The organism is Salinimonas profundi (assembly GCF_014750655.1).
Taxonomy (GTDB): Bacteria; Pseudomonadota; Gammaproteobacteria; order Enterobacterales; family Alteromonadaceae; genus Alteromonas; species Alteromonas profundi_A.
In genome coordinates this window covers 168,264-187,229 of record NZ_JABBXD010000008.1, presented here as the reverse complement: position 1 = coordinate 187,229, position 18,966 = coordinate 168,264, and the positions used below count along the sequence as shown (strand labels likewise).

At 49.2% G+C, this 18,966-nt stretch carries 13 protein-coding genes; 6 read left to right on the top strand and 7 right to left on the bottom strand.

Annotation, left to right across the window (positions count from 1 at the left end; all coding sequences use genetic code 11):
- Window positions 1-164: 164 nt before the first annotated feature.
- A complete protein-coding gene (gene waaA / locus HHX48_RS14125; RefSeq protein WP_317983508.1) occupies window positions 165-1,472 on the top strand; it encodes a lipid IV(A) 3-deoxy-D-manno-octulosonic acid transferase in 1,308 nt (435 codons plus the stop codon).
- Between the two features lie 268 nt (window positions 1,473-1,740).
- Here waaA and HHX48_RS14120 read toward each other — a convergent pair whose 3' ends face one another.
- The gene (locus HHX48_RS14120; RefSeq protein WP_191026071.1) at window positions 1,741-3,540 is read right to left on the bottom strand and encodes a cation:proton antiporter; all 1,800 of its coding nucleotides are present in this window, start codon (window positions 3,538-3,540) and stop codon (window positions 1,741-1,743) included.
- A 246-nt stretch (window positions 3,541-3,786) separates the two neighbouring features.
- On the opposite strand from HHX48_RS14120, the gene HHX48_RS14115 reads away from it, so the two are divergent.
- Window positions 3,787-4,617, top strand: coding sequence for a hypothetical protein (locus HHX48_RS14115; protein ID WP_191026070.1), 831 nt, complete (start codon window positions 3,787-3,789; stop codon window positions 4,615-4,617).
- A gap of 34 nt (window positions 4,618-4,651) precedes the next feature.
- Here HHX48_RS14115 and HHX48_RS14110 read toward each other — a convergent pair whose 3' ends face one another.
- On the bottom strand, window positions 4,652-6,571 hold the full coding sequence (locus HHX48_RS14110) for a methyl-accepting chemotaxis protein (RefSeq protein ID WP_191026069.1): 1,920 nt from the start codon (window positions 6,569-6,571) through the stop codon (window positions 4,652-4,654).
- Between the two features lie 251 nt (window positions 6,572-6,822).
- Window positions 6,823-8,997: a M3 family metallopeptidase gene (locus HHX48_RS14105; RefSeq protein WP_191026068.1), complete on the bottom strand. Its 2,175-nt coding sequence runs from the start codon at window positions 8,995-8,997 to the stop codon at window positions 6,823-6,825.
- Between the two features lie 234 nt (window positions 8,998-9,231).
- On the opposite strand from HHX48_RS14105, the gene HHX48_RS14100 reads away from it, so the two are divergent.
- Window positions 9,232-9,750: a YgjV family protein gene (locus HHX48_RS14100; protein WP_191026067.1), complete on the top strand. Its 519-nt coding sequence runs from the start codon at window positions 9,232-9,234 to the stop codon at window positions 9,748-9,750.
- A 19-nt stretch (window positions 9,751-9,769) separates the two neighbouring features.
- Here HHX48_RS14100 and purU read toward each other — a convergent pair whose 3' ends face one another.
- Together purU and thpR are read right to left on the bottom strand one after the other, a co-directional pair.
- Window positions 9,770-10,624 (bottom strand): formyltetrahydrofolate deformylase, encoded by an 855-nt coding sequence (purU, locus tag HHX48_RS14095; RefSeq protein WP_191026066.1) that lies wholly within the window; start codon window positions 10,622-10,624, stop codon window positions 9,770-9,772.
- 71 nt (window positions 10,625-10,695) lie between these two features.
- Complete coding sequence (gene thpR, locus HHX48_RS14090) at window positions 10,696-11,313, bottom strand: RNA 2',3'-cyclic phosphodiesterase (protein ID WP_223858389.1); 618 nt, start codon at window positions 11,311-11,313, stop codon at window positions 10,696-10,698.
- Window positions 11,314-11,409: 96 nt separating this feature from the next.
- Here thpR and hrpB point away from each other — a divergent pair, with 96 nt between their 5' ends.
- The 3 genes from hrpB (at window position 11,410) to phbB (ending at window position 16,352) form a co-directional block, all read left to right on the top strand.
- Window positions 11,410-13,926 (top strand): ATP-dependent helicase HrpB, encoded by a 2,517-nt coding sequence (hrpB, locus tag HHX48_RS14085; protein WP_191026065.1) that lies wholly within the window; start codon window positions 11,410-11,412, stop codon window positions 13,924-13,926.
- Window positions 13,927-13,959: 33 nt separating this feature from the next.
- A complete protein-coding gene (locus HHX48_RS14080; RefSeq protein ID WP_223858387.1) occupies window positions 13,960-15,375 on the top strand; it encodes an MBL fold metallo-hydrolase in 1,416 nt (471 codons plus the stop codon).
- Between the two features lie 254 nt (window positions 15,376-15,629).
- The gene (gene phbB / locus HHX48_RS14075; protein ID WP_191026064.1) at window positions 15,630-16,352 is read left to right on the top strand and encodes an acetoacetyl-CoA reductase; all 723 of its coding nucleotides are present in this window, start codon (window positions 15,630-15,632) and stop codon (window positions 16,350-16,352) included.
- 32 nt (window positions 16,353-16,384) lie between these two features.
- Here the strand turns inward: phbB and HHX48_RS14070 are convergent, their stop codons facing one another.
- Window positions 16,385-17,602, bottom strand: a complete 1,218-nt coding sequence (locus HHX48_RS14070; RefSeq protein WP_191026063.1) for a lytic murein transglycosylase — start codon at window positions 17,600-17,602, stop codon at window positions 16,385-16,387.
- A 73-nt stretch (window positions 17,603-17,675) separates the two neighbouring features.
- Complete coding sequence (locus HHX48_RS14065) at window positions 17,676-18,893, bottom strand: polyhydroxyalkanoate depolymerase (protein WP_191026062.1); 1,218 nt, start codon at window positions 18,891-18,893, stop codon at window positions 17,676-17,678.
- Between the last annotated feature and the right edge of the window lie 73 nt (window positions 18,894-18,966).

The following is an 18,966-nucleotide window of genomic DNA, read 5'->3' as shown; positions in this document are numbered from 1 at the left end:
CCGAATACATTAGCGCATAACCAGCCCCGTTATCGAAATTAATCATTGCAATAACGAGGCGGACCATACATTTTTGTATCTGTTACTTTTGTATGTGACGCTGTTCCATCCCCAAGGCGGAGCAGTTATAACGTAAATTTTTACTGGATTTCGACGGAAAGAACGTGGCATTGCAACACTCAACTGAAACAATCGGCGAGCGCCTCGTCAGGTGGGCATATAGCGCTATACTGATGCTGGCTGCACCATTTGCTTACGCAGGGCTGCTCAAACGCGGTGTGAGAAAGCAGCGTCACGACACGCGGCACTTTCTATCACGGTTTGGTTGTGTGGCCAGGTCTGCACATTCTGGCGGGTATTTTTTTCATTGCGTTTCCGTTGGTGAAGTCGTGGCGGCATCATGTGTGATCAAAGCCCTTTTACAAACCGAACCCGGCGTGACTATCACCATTACCACCACAACGCCCACAGGCTCAGCGAGAGTACGCGCAATATTTGGTGATCAGGTCCATCACTTTTATCTACCTTTTGATTTTCCGTTTTCGATGCGCTGGATGCTGAGCAGGGTAAAACCCTGCTTGGTTTGTATCACTGAGGTTGAGCTGTGGCCAAATCTGATTCATGCTTGCTGGAAAAAGAAAATTCCAACGGTGGTTATCAATGCGCGAATGACTGATCGTTCAGCGGCTCGCTACCAGAAAATAAGCGCACTTTTCGCTCCGATGCTAAGAAAGGTGTCGATGGTTTGTGCACAGGGACAACGTGATTATGAAAATTATAAGGCTCTGGGCATCCAAAGCGAAAAGCTGACACTGACGAACAATATTAAATTTGACCAGGCAGTCTCTTTGGACAATAGCCAGAATAGTGACTTTATGGGCCTGAGCAATACTGAACGCTACATTGTGGTAGCGGGCAGTACCCACGAACCAGAAGAGCAAATACTGTTAGATGCCGTTCAGCGTCTACAAGATTCTGCCAAAAGACCAAAACCTTTGTTAATAATCGTTCCCCGGCATCCGGAACGTTTTGAAAGTGTTTCTGACTTACTCTCGTCACGTAATGAGACGTATGTCCGAACCTCGCATGTTAGCGCTGTTAACGAGCACACGAATGTCATTCTGCTTGATGAGATGGGGCGCCTGAATGAAGCGTACGCGGTGGCAGATGTTGCTTTTGTCGGTGGCTCGCTGGCTGATAAAGGCGGTCACAATGCGCTGGAACCAGCCGCTTTCGGCATCCCGGTTATCATGGGGCCTAATACCTACAACAATCCGGTAATCTGTGAGTATATGGTGGCAAGTGGCGGACTGCATATAAAGCATAGTGCCGCCCAGATTTCAGAACAGCTTTTATTATGGCTTAGCAATCCGGCGATGCGTCATCAGGCTGGCGATGCCGCGAAAACTGTCCTTACGAAAAACAGTGGTGCGCTAAATAAAACACTGCACGTACTCGAGTCTTTTAAATAACTGATTATTGTACAAAAAGTGAGCCCAGGGTTTGTGCGTATTTAGTATTTCAGTGCACCATTATGCTCTTTAATTTGTGAGTTTATAAGATTGAAACATTAAAAGGCTTTATAAAACAGTGCTTTAAAAGTTGGCCTGTGAGTTGCTATATTCAGCCTGTGCGATAGAACAGGTAAAACAATAACAATACATACCAAGAATAAAAAAAGACGCCGTCTATTCACATTCCAGGGAGTGGCACCCTGTCAGCCGACAGGGTGCATTTTCTTCAAACAGGTTCATCCTCAGCACGTATCAGGCTAATCAGTCGCCAGCCTGCAGCAACTTCTAAGTCTTCACCCAACAAGATCACATGAGATTTGTCTTCCTCATCAATTGCAATCAATGGGATGACCCGGCCACCATACTGCTCAAGATAATCAGCATAGGTAAATTCCTCAGTGATGCGGGTTGTTTTTATCGTAGCGCCATGGGCGACAGACGATGCCAGGTAACCGTAAGTCACACCCTCATCAAACAGCGTCATGCGCTTAGCATAATGCTTACCCACCTGATGACTGGGGCGCGCCGTCTGTTCGTTATTGGTTAATCCCCACACCTTGTCTTTACCGATGGTGTATTCAAAGTGATAGGCGATAACCGGGTTCAACTGCTGATAAGGAGACATCACCAGCACTCTGCCAAGTCTGTCCATGTCCATATGGCGAGCAGCGTGATCAGATGCAGGGTTACCAAAATAAGTCGGTATTTCCTGCATACGGGCTTTTTTAACTGCATCCCAGTTAGTATCGGCCAGTGTTACCGGAATATCCTGATTGATCATCTCCTTGGCCAGCATACGGTTAAACTGACTGCCGCCAAAAATCAGGTAGCCGTTTGGTGGTGGCGCGCGCATCTTCAGTAACGCGGCAACAGGTTTAGCGGTGAGACTCTGAACGACCACGGTTGTGATAATGACTAAAAATACGATCGGGACGATGACGTCAGCGCCATCATAGCCTATCTCTTGCAGCTTAATTGAAAACAACGCTGAAACAGCAGCTGCAACGATGCCTCGGGGGGCAATCCAGCTAATTAGTGCCAATTCACGCCAGTTTAGCCCGGTGCCTATAGATGAGATGAGCACAGAAAGCGGACGCGCAATAAATATGACCGCCAGCAGTACAATGACGATGCCCGCACCAACATTGGCTATAGCCTGCAACTCAAGACGCGTGGCAAGCAGAATAAATAAGCCTGAAATAAGTAATACACTCAGTGTCTCCTTAAATTCAAGAATATCCTCAACTTCGACATTTTTCATGTTGGCCAGCACCATTCCCATTATGGTTACGGTCAGCAAGCCTGACTCATGGGCGACATAATTGGACGCAGCAAACGCACCAAGTACCAGTGTCAGGACGGCGGTATTTTGCAGGTAATGCGGGATCCATTTTTTGCGCAGGCAATAACCCAGAGAGTACCCACCAACTAAACCCAGCGCGATACCAATACCGACGGTTTTACCGAAAGCGATTAGCGTGTGGTTCAGCGCCTCTGCCTGCGATGCGACAATATATTCAAAGACCAGCACCGCTAACAGCGCACCAATTGGGTCGATGATAATCCCTTCCCACCTGAGAATATTTGCTACATTGCTCTTGGGGCGGACTGTTCGCAGCATAGGAATGATGACCGTAGGGCCGGTAACAGTGACGATAGCGCCAAACAGAAACGCCAGCTGCCAGGGGATAGAGAGCGCATAGTGCGCAGCCAGCGTGGATACAATCCAGGTGACAACCACGCCCACGCTGCACAGGTTCCTGACCATATTGCTGTGACCGCGGATATCCTTGAATCGCAATGTTAAAGCGCCTTCAAACAAAATGATGGCTACCGAGAGTGAAACTACTGGAAACAGTAAATCGCCAAATAGCTTATCTGCATCAAGCAAATTAAGAACTGGCCCCACCACGATACCGACGATAAGTAGTGGGAGAATGGCTGGTAACCGGATTTTATAGGCCAGAAACTGGCACGCAATAGAAAGCAGACCAACACCGACAAGACTGATGAGCGACTCTGACAAGTTGAATTCCCTTACAAAGACTACGCGCTTTCTGTTTAAAGCGCTGAGTACAATATTATTTTTTAGATTGTTTGTTTGTACTGAAATTCAGGAAGTACGGATGAGTTGTCGGCGCAAACTGTTGTGATCTACACGCGTTGCTTTCTCGTCTTGATACCACCTGAATCATTATCTTTCAGCGCTACACTTTTTCGCCCCCGAGGTTCCTGAATGCTCAGTTTTATTACCAGAAAACTTTTGACCCGCATGCTAGCTTTTATACTGGTTACCTGTTGCGCAGCCGGCTGCGCTGCCTCTTCAGACTATCCGTTGATGAAACTAGATATCGTAGATAGCCGCGTTTTGCCCAATGTTATCAAAGAGTCATCTGGGCTTTTTTGTACCCCAGAGGGAGCGGTGACCATCAACGATTCTGGGAACGACACAATCTTATATTTTCTTAATGAAACCGGGCGCATTGACCGCAACGTCCGTCTGGACTTTCCAAACAAAGATATTGAGGCATTAACTGCCAATGCCGACTTTTTCTATGTCGCTGATATTGGTAATAACCGGGGCAACCGAAACTATGTATCGGTGCGAGAGGTCGACAGACACGCCTATAAGAAAACCAAAACATTGCGTCTTACTTATGCGGGTAATACACCGTCGGCCAACACCCCGTATAACCACGACTATGATGGCGAAGCGTTGACGGCTAAAGATGATAAGCTTGTCTTATTTTCTAAAAGTTGGGATTCGGGAGACGCCAGGGTGTATGAGATTGCACCAGCGCCTAAATCTCAGAAACTGACTGCAATTGCGACGATAAAAGGGCTTCCTGGCATCATCACAGGTGCCGACTGGGATACGCTGAACCAACGTTTTCTCGTGGTGGGCTATAACAGTAATCTGTTAGGCGTTTTGCGACCTTTTATCGCGATAGTAGACAGCGATTATCAGGTCGTATCTGTCAGTCCGCTTGAACGGTTCGGTCAGGTTGAAGGTGTGTGTGCAAGAGCTGATGGCGAGGTATGGCTTACGCAGGAAAAATCACCACTGCAGGATGCCAGACTGATTCGCTTAAAGATAAAGTGATACCGGCGCAGAAGGCTACGCCGGAGGTGTTGGCTTAAAGTCTGAAGTGTCCAACCTGACGGGACAGGTTTTCAGCCGCCCGGTCCAATTGCTCACTGGCGGTAACAAGCTGTGTTGAATTTTCGACATTGTCCTCGTTACGCCCGCTTATTTCGTTAATATTCTTACTGACATCCTCAACCACACTGGCCTGCTGCTCGGTGGCGGTTGCGATGTGTGTGTTCATATCGTTTATCTGATTAATATTATCGGCAATGGCTTCCAGTAACGCATCAATCTGACGTGCGCTTTCAACCACGCTTGATGTCTGCGCCTGACTATTTTGCATCTGACCTACGGCTTGCTGACTGTCTTTCTGGAAACTATCTATCTTTTGCTGAATTTCATCAGTGGCCTGAGCGGCGCGTTGCGCCAGCGTGCGAACTTCATCGGCAACCACCGAGAAGCCTCTGCCGTGATCGCCTGCGCGCGCCGCTTCAATAGCCGCATTAAGCGCAAGCAGATTTGTTTGTTCTGATATCCCTCTGATGGTATCCAAAATACCACCAATGGTATTCGTGTGAGTGTTTAACGAAGCGATTGTCGCCGCGACTTCAGCAATCTGGTTAGATAATGCGTCTATCTGCGACACAGCGCTTTTAGTCAATACATGGCCCTGGTGGGTAGTTTGGGTGGACGCGTGCGCGCTGGATGCCGCAGATTGCGCAGAGCGGGCAATCTCCTGCACTGAGCTGGCCATTTGTGTCATCGCCGTTGCCACCTGAAGCGTGCGGTCGTGCTGATCCTGACTGTTGGCGCGCGTCGTGCGTGTATTTTCCGCTACCTGGCTGGCTGCTTGTCGAACCTGACTACTGTCGCTCACAATTGATGACATCGTAGCGTGCAGTGAACCAATAAAGTTATTGAATCCATCCACCAGACGATGCATTTCTTTTTGTGGAGGAGCCGGAAGCCGGGTCGTCAAATCACCGCCACCTTGTCCCAGTGTCTGAAAGGCATCGGCCAGACGCTCCAACGGCCGGGTGATGGAGGCTGCAAAAAATACTCCCACCAACGCAAAAACGGCAGCAACAATTAAGGACCAAATCAACGTTTCGCGGGTCGCATTATTAAGCTCTGCGTATAATTCGTTTTCAGGTACTTGCGCAATCACATACCACTGTGCGCTGGGGATATAACTTCCCGCCAATAAATACTCTGAAGTGCTGTTATCATACTCAGCCAGCGCGAAGTTGTTCTCAGACAATATTGTTTGACTGGCTGTGTCAGAGGTGAGATCAGCCAGGGTGCTGCTTCCAAGCTTACTGGCATCCGGGTGGGCGATAACTTTACCGGTGGCATCCACCATGAAAACCATGCCCGTCTGCGCGATTTTCACCTGATTGAGTATTGTGACCAGTTCATCCACTGATTTGGCCACGCCGGACATACCGCGACCGTCGACTTGCTGATAATTTGCATAAAGCTGATAACCACGCACCGGGTCGTTATACAAACTCAGTGATGTTTCCTGGCCACTGTCTTTATAGGCAAAAAACCAGCCGTCCTGATCGTCATTTTTCAATGTGCGCAGAAAGCCTTCCTGGTTCCAGTAATTGTAGGTCTGACGGTCTGCGAATGAGGCAACGCTCAGGTTATTGTAAGCGGCAAGACGCGACAGGTAATTGACCACCTTTGCCTCGTCCTGTTTGGGGGTTCCACTGGCAGACCAGGCAAGAATGTCAGGATTTGTGGCGATACTGTGTGCCACTGCAGACATCACGGTAACCTCTTTATCCACCCGATTGGCCAGGCGTTTAACGATATTAGGAAGTTCAGACTCTTCCACCGAGCCGCGAATCAACTCACGGGTTACCATTTGATTTAATGAGCTAACCAGTATGGTGGCAGCGAGCACGGCAACAACAAGAATAAAGATAAGTTTTTGTTTAATACTGAAGGCGCTTAAATTCATACTACTACCACAAATTTTGACTACAAAGCGATTGGCACCTATCCCGGAAAAAAATAAAGCACAGCGGATACACTGATGCGCGGGAATTGATGCAGATGGTTAGTTTATCGGCAAACCTGACAATTTGTTGAGCCGGTCAGGGCAAAAACTACAGTGGTGGAAGTATAGCGGATTAGAAACTAGCGAAAACAGAAAGTCAGAAAGATTAAAAAAAAGCCCGTAGCAAATGCTACGGGCCGGATACCTCAGCGTTAGTTATTCTCTTCGGGAACAGGGAAACCACGGTCTCGCATCAATGCATCAACTTGTGCATCGCGTCCACGGAATTTACGATACGCCTCTGCCGGATCCATCGCGTTTCTGACAGAGAAAAGATATTTGACCAGCTTGTCGGCCATCTCTTCGTCGTAAAAACCACCTGGTGCTTCGGCGAAGGCTTCTGCTGCGTCAGCTGTTAGCACTTCTGCCCACATGTAACCGTAGTAAGCTGCTGCATAGCCTTCGCTGGAGAAGATGTGGCCGAAGTGAGGACTACGGTGACGCATTACAATCTCTTCAGGCATGCCCAGTTTTTCAAGCTCTTCTTTCTCAAACTTGTCCGGGTCGATGTCTTTAGGATCTGTCGTGTGGTATTTCAGATCCATGATTGCGGATGCCATATACTCTGTCGTTTTAAAACCTTCATTAAAGGTTGAGGCGCGATTGATTTTTTCTACCAGTTCGTCTGGAATCGGTTCGCCGGTTTTATAATGCACCAGATAATTATCAATAACCTCATCGGTGGTCAGCCAGCGCTCCAGTAACTGAGACTGAAACTCGGTATAGTCACGGACGCCCGAGTGCGATGTGGGGTAGGCAACGTCTGCCGATAAGAAATGCAGCGCGTGACCAAACTCATGGAAATACGTTTCTGCATCATCCCATGAAATCAGTGTAGGCTCGCCTTCTGCGCCTTTTACAAAGTTTGAATTGTTTGACGCCAGGGCAGTTTGCTTGCCATTAAAGGTGGTGTAATCACGATACGTGGTTGCCCATGCACCAGAGCGCTTACCTTTACGCGCGAATGGGTCAAGATACCACAGGCCAACGTGTTCACCGGATGTTTTATCGGTAACTTCCCACACTTTTACGTCAGGATTGAAAACAGGGACCGTGCCTTCTTCAACCGGCGTAAACTCGAAATTAAACAGACGACCTGCCACATAGAACATCGCTTCGCGAAGCTTATCCAGCTGCAGATACTGTTTTACCTCGTTTGAATCAAGATCATATTTTGCTTTGCGCACTTTTTCTGCGTAATAGCGATAGTCCCAGGGTTTGATATCAATATCTGCGCCTTCTTTATCGGCGATGGCCTGCATATCAGCGACTTCTTCCTCAACCCGGGCAATTGCCGCTGGCCAGACTTTCATCATCAGGTCCATCGCTTGTTCCGGCGTTTTCGCCATACGATCTTCAAGACGCCAGGTCGCATAATCTTCATAACCCAGAAGCTCGACACGTTCATCGCGAAGCTTCAGAACTTGTTTGATGATCTCATTATTGTCGTTGGCGTCACCGTTATCGCCACGGTTGTAGTAAGTACGCCAGACTTTTTCCCGTAACTCGCGATTATCTGAATAGGTCAGGAACGGATCCATGGACGAGCGGGTGTTAGTGATAGCATATTCGCCGTCGCGACCACGTGCCTCGGCCGCCGCCGCTGCTGCTTTAACAAAAGAATCAGGCAGGCCGCTTAGCTCATCATCGCCGATATAGGTCACATAGTTTTCTTCATCGGCCAGAATATTGTTTGAAAATTTAGTCTGCAGTTTTGCCAGTTCCTGATTAATTTCTGCATAACGCGCCTTTTTCTCGCCATCAAGGGTAGCGCCATTGCGTGCAAAGCTGTTGTAAGTTAACCAGGTAATGCGCTGCTCTTCGTCAGAAAGATTTTCCAGCTCGTCACTCTCATAAACTTCCTTTACACGCTGGAACAATTTTTCGTTTTGCGTGATTTGAGTGAAAAAGGCAGAGATTTTCGGCGACATTTCTGTTTGTATTTCACGAAACTCAGGGCTGGAATTGTTTGAGCCCCAGATGCCCCAATAAGTGAACACGCGCTCTAAAGGTTTGCCGGCGCGCTCCATGGCGGCAATGGTATTTTCGAATGTTGGCGGATTCGGATTGTTGGCAATATCTTCTATTTCAGCCATATTCAGGGCCATGCCTTTTTCCAGAGCTGGCTTCAAATCTTCCAGCTTCATCTTGTCAAAAGCAGGTACACCACCATAAGGACCCTGATACTGTTGTAACAATACGTTGTCAAATTTAGCTTGTTCTACTGCAGGTTGAGTGTCCATCGCGGTCGTTTCCGTCTGGTTGCTGCAGGCGCTGAGCCCAAGTACCACTGCAGCCGCTGTCATTGAGGCTTTGAATTTTCCCATTTCTTTTCCTGTCGTTATCGTTTTATTAGGTTTTTTATACTAGAGGATACCTAAGCTAAGTTAAATAGGATCGCCGCGCCACCACCGTGTGTACGTGTAAACTCATCGGTTTTTCCTGTTTTTAGTGTCTTTTCAACACGTCACAAAATCATCAAAAAAATCTGCTTGAAGCCAAGGCTGTCACGGGATTACACTGCGCGCGATTTTTAACCGTTTCTACCCAGGAGAAGGCATATGACCGAACTACTCATGCACAGCGTCCCTGTAATCATTGCTGTTTTGTCGTTCTGGTCTAATACCGAAAGAAAGCTGTTATTTCTGAACCTGGGATTGTGTATAACCATTGGTTCATTGCTGGCCGTGCAACAGGCCTGGGCAGGTACACTGGTAATGACAGTGGCTGGACTCAGCACAACTTACCGGCTGGTGACCAATAAGCTACTGGCTCAGTCTCTCACTGTAGTACTGATTATCCTGATGTCAGCGCTGATTGGTTTTATCAACATGAAAACCGGTAAAACAGGCTGGCTGGAAATTATGCCTTTGGTCACCTTTATTCTGTACCGCTTTGGCGAGCTATATTGCAAAGAGGCAGGACTGCGCCTGAGCATGATAAGTGGCTCGCTGGTATTTGCGGTTTACGCCCTGATCAACCAGACCTGGGGTGTGGCCGTTACTGAGCTGCTGTTCGCCATATCAAATAGCTGGTTTTATCTGCGGCTATGGCGGCAGGCGCGAAGCCTGCCGCTTTAACAGCTAACAGCAAAAGGGATCAGGCAAAGACGACGGTCTTGTTATGATGAATAAGCACGCGGTCTTCCAGATGATACCGCACGCCATGGGCAAGGGCGGTCACCTCGCAGTCTTTGCCTTTTCGGACCATGTCCGGTGCGCTGTCGCTGTGACTGATGCGCTTTACACTTTGTTCAATGATTGGCCCTTCGTCCAGGTCCTGTGTGACGTAATGGCATGTCGCCCCGATTAACTTAACACCACGATCGTAAGCTTGCTGGTAGGGTCTGGCACCGGCAAAGGAGGGCAAAAAGGAATGATGAATATTGATGGCGCGGCCTTCCAGTTCCTGACATAACGATTGCGGCAGGATCTGCATAAACCGGGCAAGGACGGTCAAATCGATATCATACTCATGCAGTAATGTTCTTATCCGGGCAAAGCCCTCCTCTTTCCCTAATGTTGAAAAATCTATCCAGTGAAAAGGGACCTGATACCAGTCCGCAAACTCTTTAAGCTGTGGGTGGTTGGAAATCACGCAGGGGATGTCGCAATAAAGCTCGCCGGTATGCCAGCGATGCAGTAAGTCGACCAGGCAATGGGACTCAACGCTGCCCAGTAATGCAACGCGTTGGCGCTGCGTTGAGTCGCTCAATTTCCATTGCATCTGATACTCGTTGGCCAGCGGTGTGAATTCAGAGACAAACGTTTGAAAATCCAGTGAAAGATGTTCAGTACCAATTTCATGTCGCATAAAAAACCGACCGGTTTGCAGATCGGTGTGGTGGCTGGCCTCTACTATTGTTGCGCCGTGATCGGCCAGAAATTGCGATACGCTGGCGACCAGGCCAATCTGGTCCGGACAATCAATAACCAGTCTGAATGTTTGCTTCATAATACTCTGCTGTTAACTACACTTATTTCTTTTTACCGATGCACCCGCGTAAAGTAAAGAAGACAGCGTGCTTAATTGTCAGTCAGGCCCTGCCGTAAGCGTTCGCGCACCGACATTTGCGGAATCAGCGGCCAGGAATGTCGGATAGGATAGCGCACGCCCTGGGCATTACTAAATGACTCGAACAGGTGAAATTGCGAAAAGTCAGCGCTGATGTCAGGCGTAAACAATGGCGCAGGAAGGGTGTCGGTGGCTTTTCTGACCAGCGTCACATGAGGCCGGTAAGGCCGGTTATCGACTTGAACACCCGCTGCACGAGCGGCTTTACGCACCTGGCGGGCCAGATCCATTAACGCGTTATCAGGCTCGCCGGGTGCCGCCAGCAGAATCTTAGGCCCCTCCCACAATGCGGTGGTGTTAAGCGTGAGCGAAAAGGGCTGCCCTTTTACGTGATTCATTTCCTGCAGCAGGGCTTCGTGCTGGCGCGCGTCAATCTGGCCCAGAAATGCCAGCGTGATATGAAAATTTGCTGTGGGCACTGCAGCTGGTTCAGCCGGCGTATTAGGTTTAGCCGGACGTTTCGTCTGCGTTTTTTCCTTTACCTCTGGCAATGCCTTTTGCCGCCAGCTTTCCAGCGCCAGCTTGGTGGCAGCTGGTAAATCCAGGCCGATAAAACAGCGCATTTTCATATTGCCCTCCTCATGTACAAACCAATTCACATGCAATTACCTGTTGAGTACGTACAATAGGATAAACAGAGATTTACCTGATTAATACACTTCCTTATGCCATATGATGCTGAGCGCTTTCCCGCGTCTACCGTTGTTGATGCCCTGACCGATGCACTTAAATCCCGCAATGCAATTGTGGCCGCGCCACCGGGCGCGGGGAAGTCCACCGTTATTCCGTTGGCGTTGCTGTCTGCTTTTCCCCATAAAAAGATTTTGCTGATGCAGCCGCGGCGGGTGGTGGTAAGAAGCCTGGCGGCCTATTTGGCTGAACAGCTGAACGAACCGGTAGGTCAACGTGTCGGGTATCGCATTCGCGGTGAAGCCAGAGTCAGCGAACAAACACGACTTGAGATCATCACCGAGGGAATTCTGGCGCGTCGGATTGCGCAGGACCCTGAACTTGCCGATGTCGGTTTAATCATTTTTGATGAATTCCATGAGCGTAGTATCCACAGTGATTTTGGACTGGCTCTGGCGCTGGATGTGCAGGACGGACTGCGCGACGATTTACGTCTGCTGGTAATGTCAGCCACGTTGGATACGGACTCGCTGACCTCGCTGTTACCTGATGCGGCTATCTGTGTATCAGAAGGCCGAATGTTCGATGTGAAGGAGATTTACAGCGGCCAGATTGCAGCGCATCAGCTTCATGAGGCGGTAGCGCGGTTTACACGTCAGGCCTGTGAGCAAGTGGATGGTGATGTACTGGTATTTTTACCCGGCGCTGGTGCGATAAAAAAAGTCAGCCAGCTGCTGGCGACCGCGCCCCCTCACACCAAACCAATTATCCATCATCTTTATGGCGCACTGGGAAAAGAGCAGCAGAGCAACGCGCTGAAAGCAGATTCGCAGGGCCGCCAAAAAGTCATACTGGCGACCAATATCGCGGAAACCTCACTGACCATCGACAACATTGAAGCTGTGGTCGACAGCGGTCTGGAAAATATTGCGGTGTTTAATCCCGCAACCGGATTGACCCAGTTAAATCAGCAGATGATATCCAAAGCTTCAGCAACACAGCGTAAGGGGCGGGCCGGGCGGCTCAAGCCGGGCATTTGCATCCGGCTATGGAGTAAAGAGCAACAGGACAGGCTGGCAGGGTATACTGTCGCCCAGATTCTCAGAGAAGATATTACCCCGTTGCTGTTAGATACACTGGCATGGGGAACCACGCCAGATGAGCTACGATTGCTGGACCAGCCTTCAAAAGCGCAACTAAATAGCGCGATGTCTGCGCTGATAGCAATGGATGCGGTCGCGACCAGTACAACAGGTGTAGTAACGCTTACAGCCTATGGTCAGCAGCTTGCGCGCTTTCCCTGTCACCCGCGACTGGCGCATATGCTGCTGACAGCGCGGGATAAAACAAAAACTGTCGATTCTCAGTTATGTCAGGCGGCGCTGTGGATCGCCGCGCTGGCCGAAGATAGCGGCAGGATGTCTGACGGCCTGGTCAGTGAAGCGCTGTCAAACGCCGATAAAACAACGGTCGCGCGCCTTTCCCGACAGGCGAAGCGGTATCTGTCATTGTTATCACCGCCAGATAAACATCTGCCACTCACGCCCTGTCATGAGCTGGAGCCCGCTTCAATTGCCCTGGCCATAGCGCTGGCCTGGCAGGACAGAATCGCTTTTTGGCAGAAAGAACAGTGGAAGCTGGCTAACGGGCGCGGTGCCAGATGGCTGGGAGTGCCCGTGAAAAGTGACTGGCTGGCTGTGTTAAGTGGCCAGCAAGTTGGAAGCGAAGTCAATATTCGACTGGCAGAGCCACTGACATTTGCTGTCATAAAAACATGGTTTTCAAAACATCTCATAACCGCAAAACAGGTCACTTTTCATCGTGACTCGGGGCAAATACAAGCTCGGCAGGTCACGCGTTTCAACCAGATAATACTGGCCAGTGAGCCGGTGGCAGCAGCCTCGGCCGATGAAATGGCTCAGGCCTGGTTGGACTATTTAAAAGAACAGCCAATGTCAGAATTTCCGTTACCTGATAACGCATGGCAGTGGCTTAACCGGATTGCACTGGCCGCCCGACTGAATCTGGCACAGCCTCAGGCCTTTGACCAGGCCGATCCCTGGCCGGAAGTAAGTGAATCAGTTCTGTCAATCATTGATGAGAAAAGCCTGTTGACGCATCTTAAAAAATGCAAAAAACGGGAGGATTTAATTAATCTGCCATGGCAAACGCTGCTGCAGCAGTCACTCTCGTGGCCACAGCAACACGCGCTTGAACACTTTTTACCTCTGTCAGTGGCCGTTCCTACCGGAAATATGCGTTACCTGGAGTATCTGCCTGATGGCCAGGTCATACTGTCAGTCAAAATGCAGGAGATGTACGGCAGTTGTACGCAGATAATCGTGGGTAATAATGCTGTGCCCGTCACCCTGTCACTGCTGTCTCCGGCAGGCCGGCCCCTGCAGAAAACGAATAATCTGGCGGCGTTCTGGCAGGGCAGCTATCAGGAAATAAAAAAGGAAATGAAAGGCCGCTACCCGAAACATTTTTGGCCCGACGATCCGGCAAACGCAGAGCCAACCACACGTACGAAAAAACACATGAATGGATAAAGTGATCTGATTGCAGGTGAACCGGGTTAAATAATGTACAAGTTGAATGTTGAGGTAATGCTCATGCGAGTTGTCAGTTTCAAGGCCAATGGTCTTGCGCAGTTATCCTATCTTATATCCAGTGCCGGAGAGGCCTGCGTTATCGACCCCCAGCGGGATATTGACCAGTATCTTCGTGAAGCAGCAAGCCAGAATGTGAGTATCCGGTGTGTGATTGAAACGCATCGAAATGAAGATTTCATCTCCGGCGGCGCGGCGCTGGGTGAAGATTTAGACATACCTGTTTATCACGGCATCAATGCCGATGCGAAAATAGAGTATGCACAGAGCGTGCAGACAAACGACACGATTTCTGTTGGCGATCTACTTATAACGATACTGGAAACACCCGGACACACAAAAGACAGTATTTGTGCACATGTGAGTGATACCTCTGTGTCACAGGAGCCTGTGGTGGTCTTTACCGGCGATACCCTGTTCGTCAATGAAGTTGGCAGAACGGATTTTTATCCTGATGAAAAAGAGCAGGTGGCGGGGATGCTCTTTGACAGTCTGCAGGCGCTGTCAGACCTGCCCGATACCACGATTGTCTACCCGGCACACGGTGCTGGCTCTGTATGCGGATCAGGGATGGCCGCACGGGAGTTTACAACGCTGGGATATGAAAAACGCCACAACCCGGCATGGCAAATCAAAGATAAAGACGCCTTTATCGAGAAAAAACTCAACGAAACCCATTACTATGCGCCATATTTTGAGCAAATGGAGAAGTTTAACTCGGTTGGTCAAAGCAAACGCATTGCTCCCATCGCGATGCCCCGGTTACCACAAAGTGAAATAGCCGCGTTGCCAGAACAAATTCAGCAGAACGAGGTCCAGTTACTGGACATACGCACTGTCGACGCCTTTTGTGCCGGTCATCGCGCGGGCAGTATCTTTCTGCCGAATGGATTGATTTCAGCCTACGGTGGATGGTTCCTGCAGTATGACAAACCGGTGATTATTGTCTGTGATTCCCCCTCACAAACAGATGACGCTGCACTACAGCTGCAGCGCATGGGTTATAGCTGGTTACCCGGCTACATAACAGAAATACCGGTTGCCACCGGCAATAGCCGCGTTGACGATCACGTCGACTCGATTCCTCGGGTAAGTGCGCAAATGGTTGCTGAACGGTTAGACGATCCACCTGAAAACTGGCTAATTCTTGATGTGCGAAAGCACGAAGAAGTGGATGAAAAAAAACTACCGCATTCGAAGCACCTATATTTGGGGCATTTGTTTAGTAAATACTCCGACCTTAACAGCAACGTGCGTTATACCTGTTTTTGCGGCTCCGGCATGCGTGCCACGATAGCCGCCAGTTACCTGAAAAATCGCGGGTTTAGCAATGTAGACGTTTTTCAAGGCTCGCTGGCAGCTTGGGAGCGCCTGCACGCTTCCAGCTAGATTGCGCTTCTTCGGTGCTTACACTTGCTCACTTTGCATGTGGACAGAGGAGTGAACAGTGAAAAAATGCACCAGAAAAGCGCTTTGCAACTTACTGAAACATAGCTGTTTTAACATTTTTATAAAAATATGTTTTCACAGAATTAATGCTTAGTCTAAAAAAGTTCATTTATTAGTCTATCCAGCGGTCATTATTCGTGCATATACTGGACTGATCGCATAGATCTTAAACAACTTAAAAAAGGATAGATAATATGAGCAGAGTAGCACTGGTTACCGGAGGGACACGCGGTATTGGTGAAGCTATCAGCGTGGCGCTGAAAGATGCTGGATATAAAGTCGTAGCGAACTATTGCGGTAATGATGATGCTGCAAAAGCATTTATGGATAAAACCGGGATTGCAGCAATCAAATTCGACGTGTCAGATTTTGAAAAAACAAAAGAAGCTATCTCGCAAATTGAAAGCGATTATGGCCCGGTAGATGTGCTGGTAAATAATGCCGGTATCACCCGCGACGGAACAATGCATCGTATGGACGCCGACCAATGGGATGCGGTCATTAAAACTAATCTGGGTTCGTGTTTTAATACGTCCCGCGCTGCTATTGAAGGGATGCGTGATCGCAAGTTCGGTCGCATCGTCAACGTAGGGTCTATCAACGGACAAGCCGGACAATATGGTCAGGTCAACTACGCAGCAGCCAAATCAGGTATTCATGGTTTTACTAAAGCACTGGCGCAGGAAGGTGCAGGCAAAGGAATTACGGTTAACGCGATAGCGCCCGGGTATGTCGATACCGATATGGTACGCGCTGTACCAGAGGAAGTACTGGAGAAGATCATCGCAAAAATCCCCGTCGGTCGCTTAGGCTCGCCGAAGGATATCGCCAGAACAGTACTATTTCTGGTTGATGATGACGCGACGTTTATTACCGGGTCGACGATTTCCGTCAACGGCGGCCAGCACATGTACTAACCGCCCGCTTGAGGTATTATCAGGCAGACCAGTTAGCTGTTAGCGTCTGCCTGAAGTTCCACGCCCAATGACTTCATTACTTCCAATGACGGAAACCCGTCACCGATGAGCGAATTCGCCAACTGGTATTCTCTGATACCCGAGCGCGTTGCAGGGCCTAAAATGCCATCAGGCTTGCCAACATCAAAACCTTTTTGATTGAGTTTTTTCTGCATTTGCATGATGTCATCGCGACTGTAGGCAGGCAGTTCCGGTAGCGACTGCATTAATCCCTTACCGCCTGAGATCTGGCTGGCCAGCTCGCCAACAGCAATGGCATAAAACTCTGAGTTATTCCAACGCATGATCACGCGGAAATTCTGATACGCGAGAAAAGCAGGCCCCTCATGACCCGCTGGCACCACAATGTAGGCATCAATATCACTGTCCGGGAGTGTCCCACCGCCAGGCAAAGTGACATTCTGATCGGCCCATTCATTTACCGGTCTGCGCTGTTTATAACCTGACAGGCGATAGTCAAAGGTATCTGGCAATTTAACCTCACGTCCCCAGCGAAAACCGGGCTCCCAGCCAAGATTGGCCAGAAAGTTTGCCGCGCTGGTCAGTGCATCCGCTTCACTGTCCCATAAATTGACCTGGCCGTTATCGTCGCCATCGGTGGCATATTTAAAATAAGCAGAAGGCATAAACTGCGTGTGACCCATTGCGCCAGCCCACGAGCCGACCATCGCGTCAGCGCTTAATGACTCACGCTCCATCAACTTAAGGGCAGTCATCAGCTCCTGGGTGAAATAGCTGCTTCGGCGTTTGTCGCATGCCAGGGTGGCCAGAGAACTTAACACCGGCATCTTACCTTTGTAGCCACCATAGTTGGTTTCCAGACCCCAAAAGGCAACGAGATAATGAGGCGGAATGCCGTATTCCTTTTCCAGCTCGTTAAGCAGATCACGGTGCTCGCTAACCAACTCACGACCTTTGGATACGCGCCAGTCTGTTACCCGCTTGCTGTAATAGGAAGGAAATGTGGTGACAAATTCAGGCTGACTGCGGTCAAGCTCAATAACCCGTGGCTGAAAGGCGATGCTGGCAAAGGCATCGTCGATAACCTTGCCTGATACACCTTCATCTTTCGCCTGAGCGGAAAGCCGGGTTTTGCATTGTTCAAATTCACTCTCTGCCTGGGCGGCAGACAATGGAGAAAATAAGGTGGTTGTGGCCAGTGCGGACACAATAGCTAAAACACGTTTCATACATTCACCTCGAATCCGGAAGCCACCATGCTATCTTAAAGCGGCTTCCTGAGGCGAATTAAATTGCTAAGAATCAGTCGTTTTTATGAATAAACTCTGAAATAAGCGGGCGAACGTGCTTACGAAATTTTGAACCACTGAAGATACCGTAATGACCGGCACCTTGCTGGATATAATGCTGACGCTTACTGGCCGGTAAGCTGCGGCAAATCTTATGAGCCGCCTCGGTCTGCCCAAGCCCGCAAATATCATCATCAGCACCTTCTACCGTCAGCAGCGGTGTATCAGTAATCGCTTCAAAATTTACCGGCTCACCTTTATAGGTAATCGCACCGTTTACCAGCTCGTTGTTCTTAAATACACGTTCGATGGTTTCCAGATAAAACTCTGCAGGGATATCCAACACAGCCATATATTCGTCATAAAATGCGCGAAAACGATCGGCATCTTCTTCTTCGCCATAGACCAGGTTCTGGAAGAAGTTAACGTATTTACGCATATGCGATTGTTGATTCATACTGATAAAGCCACCCAGCTGCATAAAGCCGGGATAGACTTCTCTGCCTTCTCCGGGATACCCGTGAGGCACTTTCATAATGGCAACGTTTCTAAACCACGACATAGAGTGTTGCTGGGCAAATTCATTCACCCGTGTGGGGTTTTTCGTCGTATCCAGGGGACCTGCCATCAGAGTCAGTGTTTTAGGCACGCCCTGGCTGCCTTTCTCGGCCAACACCGCTGTTGCAATCAGCGCCTGCACAGTAGGCTGACAAATCGCAATAAGGTGAGTATCCGGCCCCAGAAACTCCTGAAAATTGATCAGATATTCTACGTAGCAGTCGAAGGTAAACGGGCCCTCATCCACAGGAACCTCTTTGGCATCCGCCCAGTCGGTTACATACACTTCGTGGTCAGGCAGCAAGGCTCCAACCGTCCCTTTTAGCAAGGTGGCAAAATGCCCTGATAATGGGGCGACCAGTAAAACCTTATGGTTGTCCTTTACACCTTTGCGATTAAAATGAATAAGATCGCAAAACGGGTAGCTCAGGGATACTTCTTCGCGCACCATATGACGTTTGCCGTCAACCGTCACCTCATTGATGTTAAAGCCCAGTTTTTCGTACCGCTGGGTAAGGCGCATCGCGGTTTCTAATGACGCGCGCGTGATTTTTCCAGGTAAAGTGTGTGAATACAGGTTGGCAGGATTACTTACCACTGCATTCATCAGGCTGAAGCCTTCATGCATAATATTGGCAGTACGGGTGAGATAATCATAAGCCTGATAATTCATCGCAAATCTCCGAAAAACAAAGGGTGGGGCAGTGCGACCATTGCGTTAAGATGGTGTGCTGACTGATAGCAAA

Coding starts and splice junctions, on each gene's coding strand:
- HHX48_RS14080 (WP_223858387.1), top strand. CDS start 13,960: ATGTACAAGTTGAATGTTGAGGTAATGCTCATGCGAGTTGTCAGTTTC.
- HHX48_RS14115 (WP_191026070.1), top strand. CDS start 3,787: ATGCTAGCTTTTATACTGGTTACCTGTTGCGCAGCCGGCTGCGCTGCC.
- purU (WP_191026066.1), bottom strand. CDS start 10,624: ATGAAGCAAACATTCAGACTGGTTATTGATTGTCCGGACCAGATTGGC.
- thpR (WP_223858389.1), bottom strand. CDS start 11,313: ATGAAAATGCGCTGTTTTATCGGCCTGGATTTACCAGCTGCCACCAAG.
- HHX48_RS14105 (WP_191026068.1), bottom strand. CDS start 8,997: ATGGGAAAATTCAAAGCCTCAATGACAGCGGCTGCAGTGGTACTTGGG.
- HHX48_RS14100 (WP_191026067.1), top strand. CDS start 9,232: ATGACCGAACTACTCATGCACAGCGTCCCTGTAATCATTGCTGTTTTG.
- hrpB (WP_191026065.1), top strand. CDS start 11,410: ATGCCATATGATGCTGAGCGCTTTCCCGCGTCTACCGTTGTTGATGCC.
- HHX48_RS14065 (WP_191026062.1), bottom strand. CDS start 18,893: ATGAATTATCAGGCTTATGATTATCTCACCCGTACTGCCAATATTATG.
- HHX48_RS14110 (WP_191026069.1), bottom strand. CDS start 6,571: ATGAATTTAAGCGCCTTCAGTATTAAACAAAAACTTATCTTTATTCTT.
- HHX48_RS14070 (WP_191026063.1), bottom strand. CDS start 17,602: ATGAAACGTGTTTTAGCTATTGTGTCCGCACTGGCCACAACCACCTTA.
- phbB (WP_191026064.1), top strand. CDS start 15,630: ATGAGCAGAGTAGCACTGGTTACCGGAGGGACACGCGGTATTGGTGAA.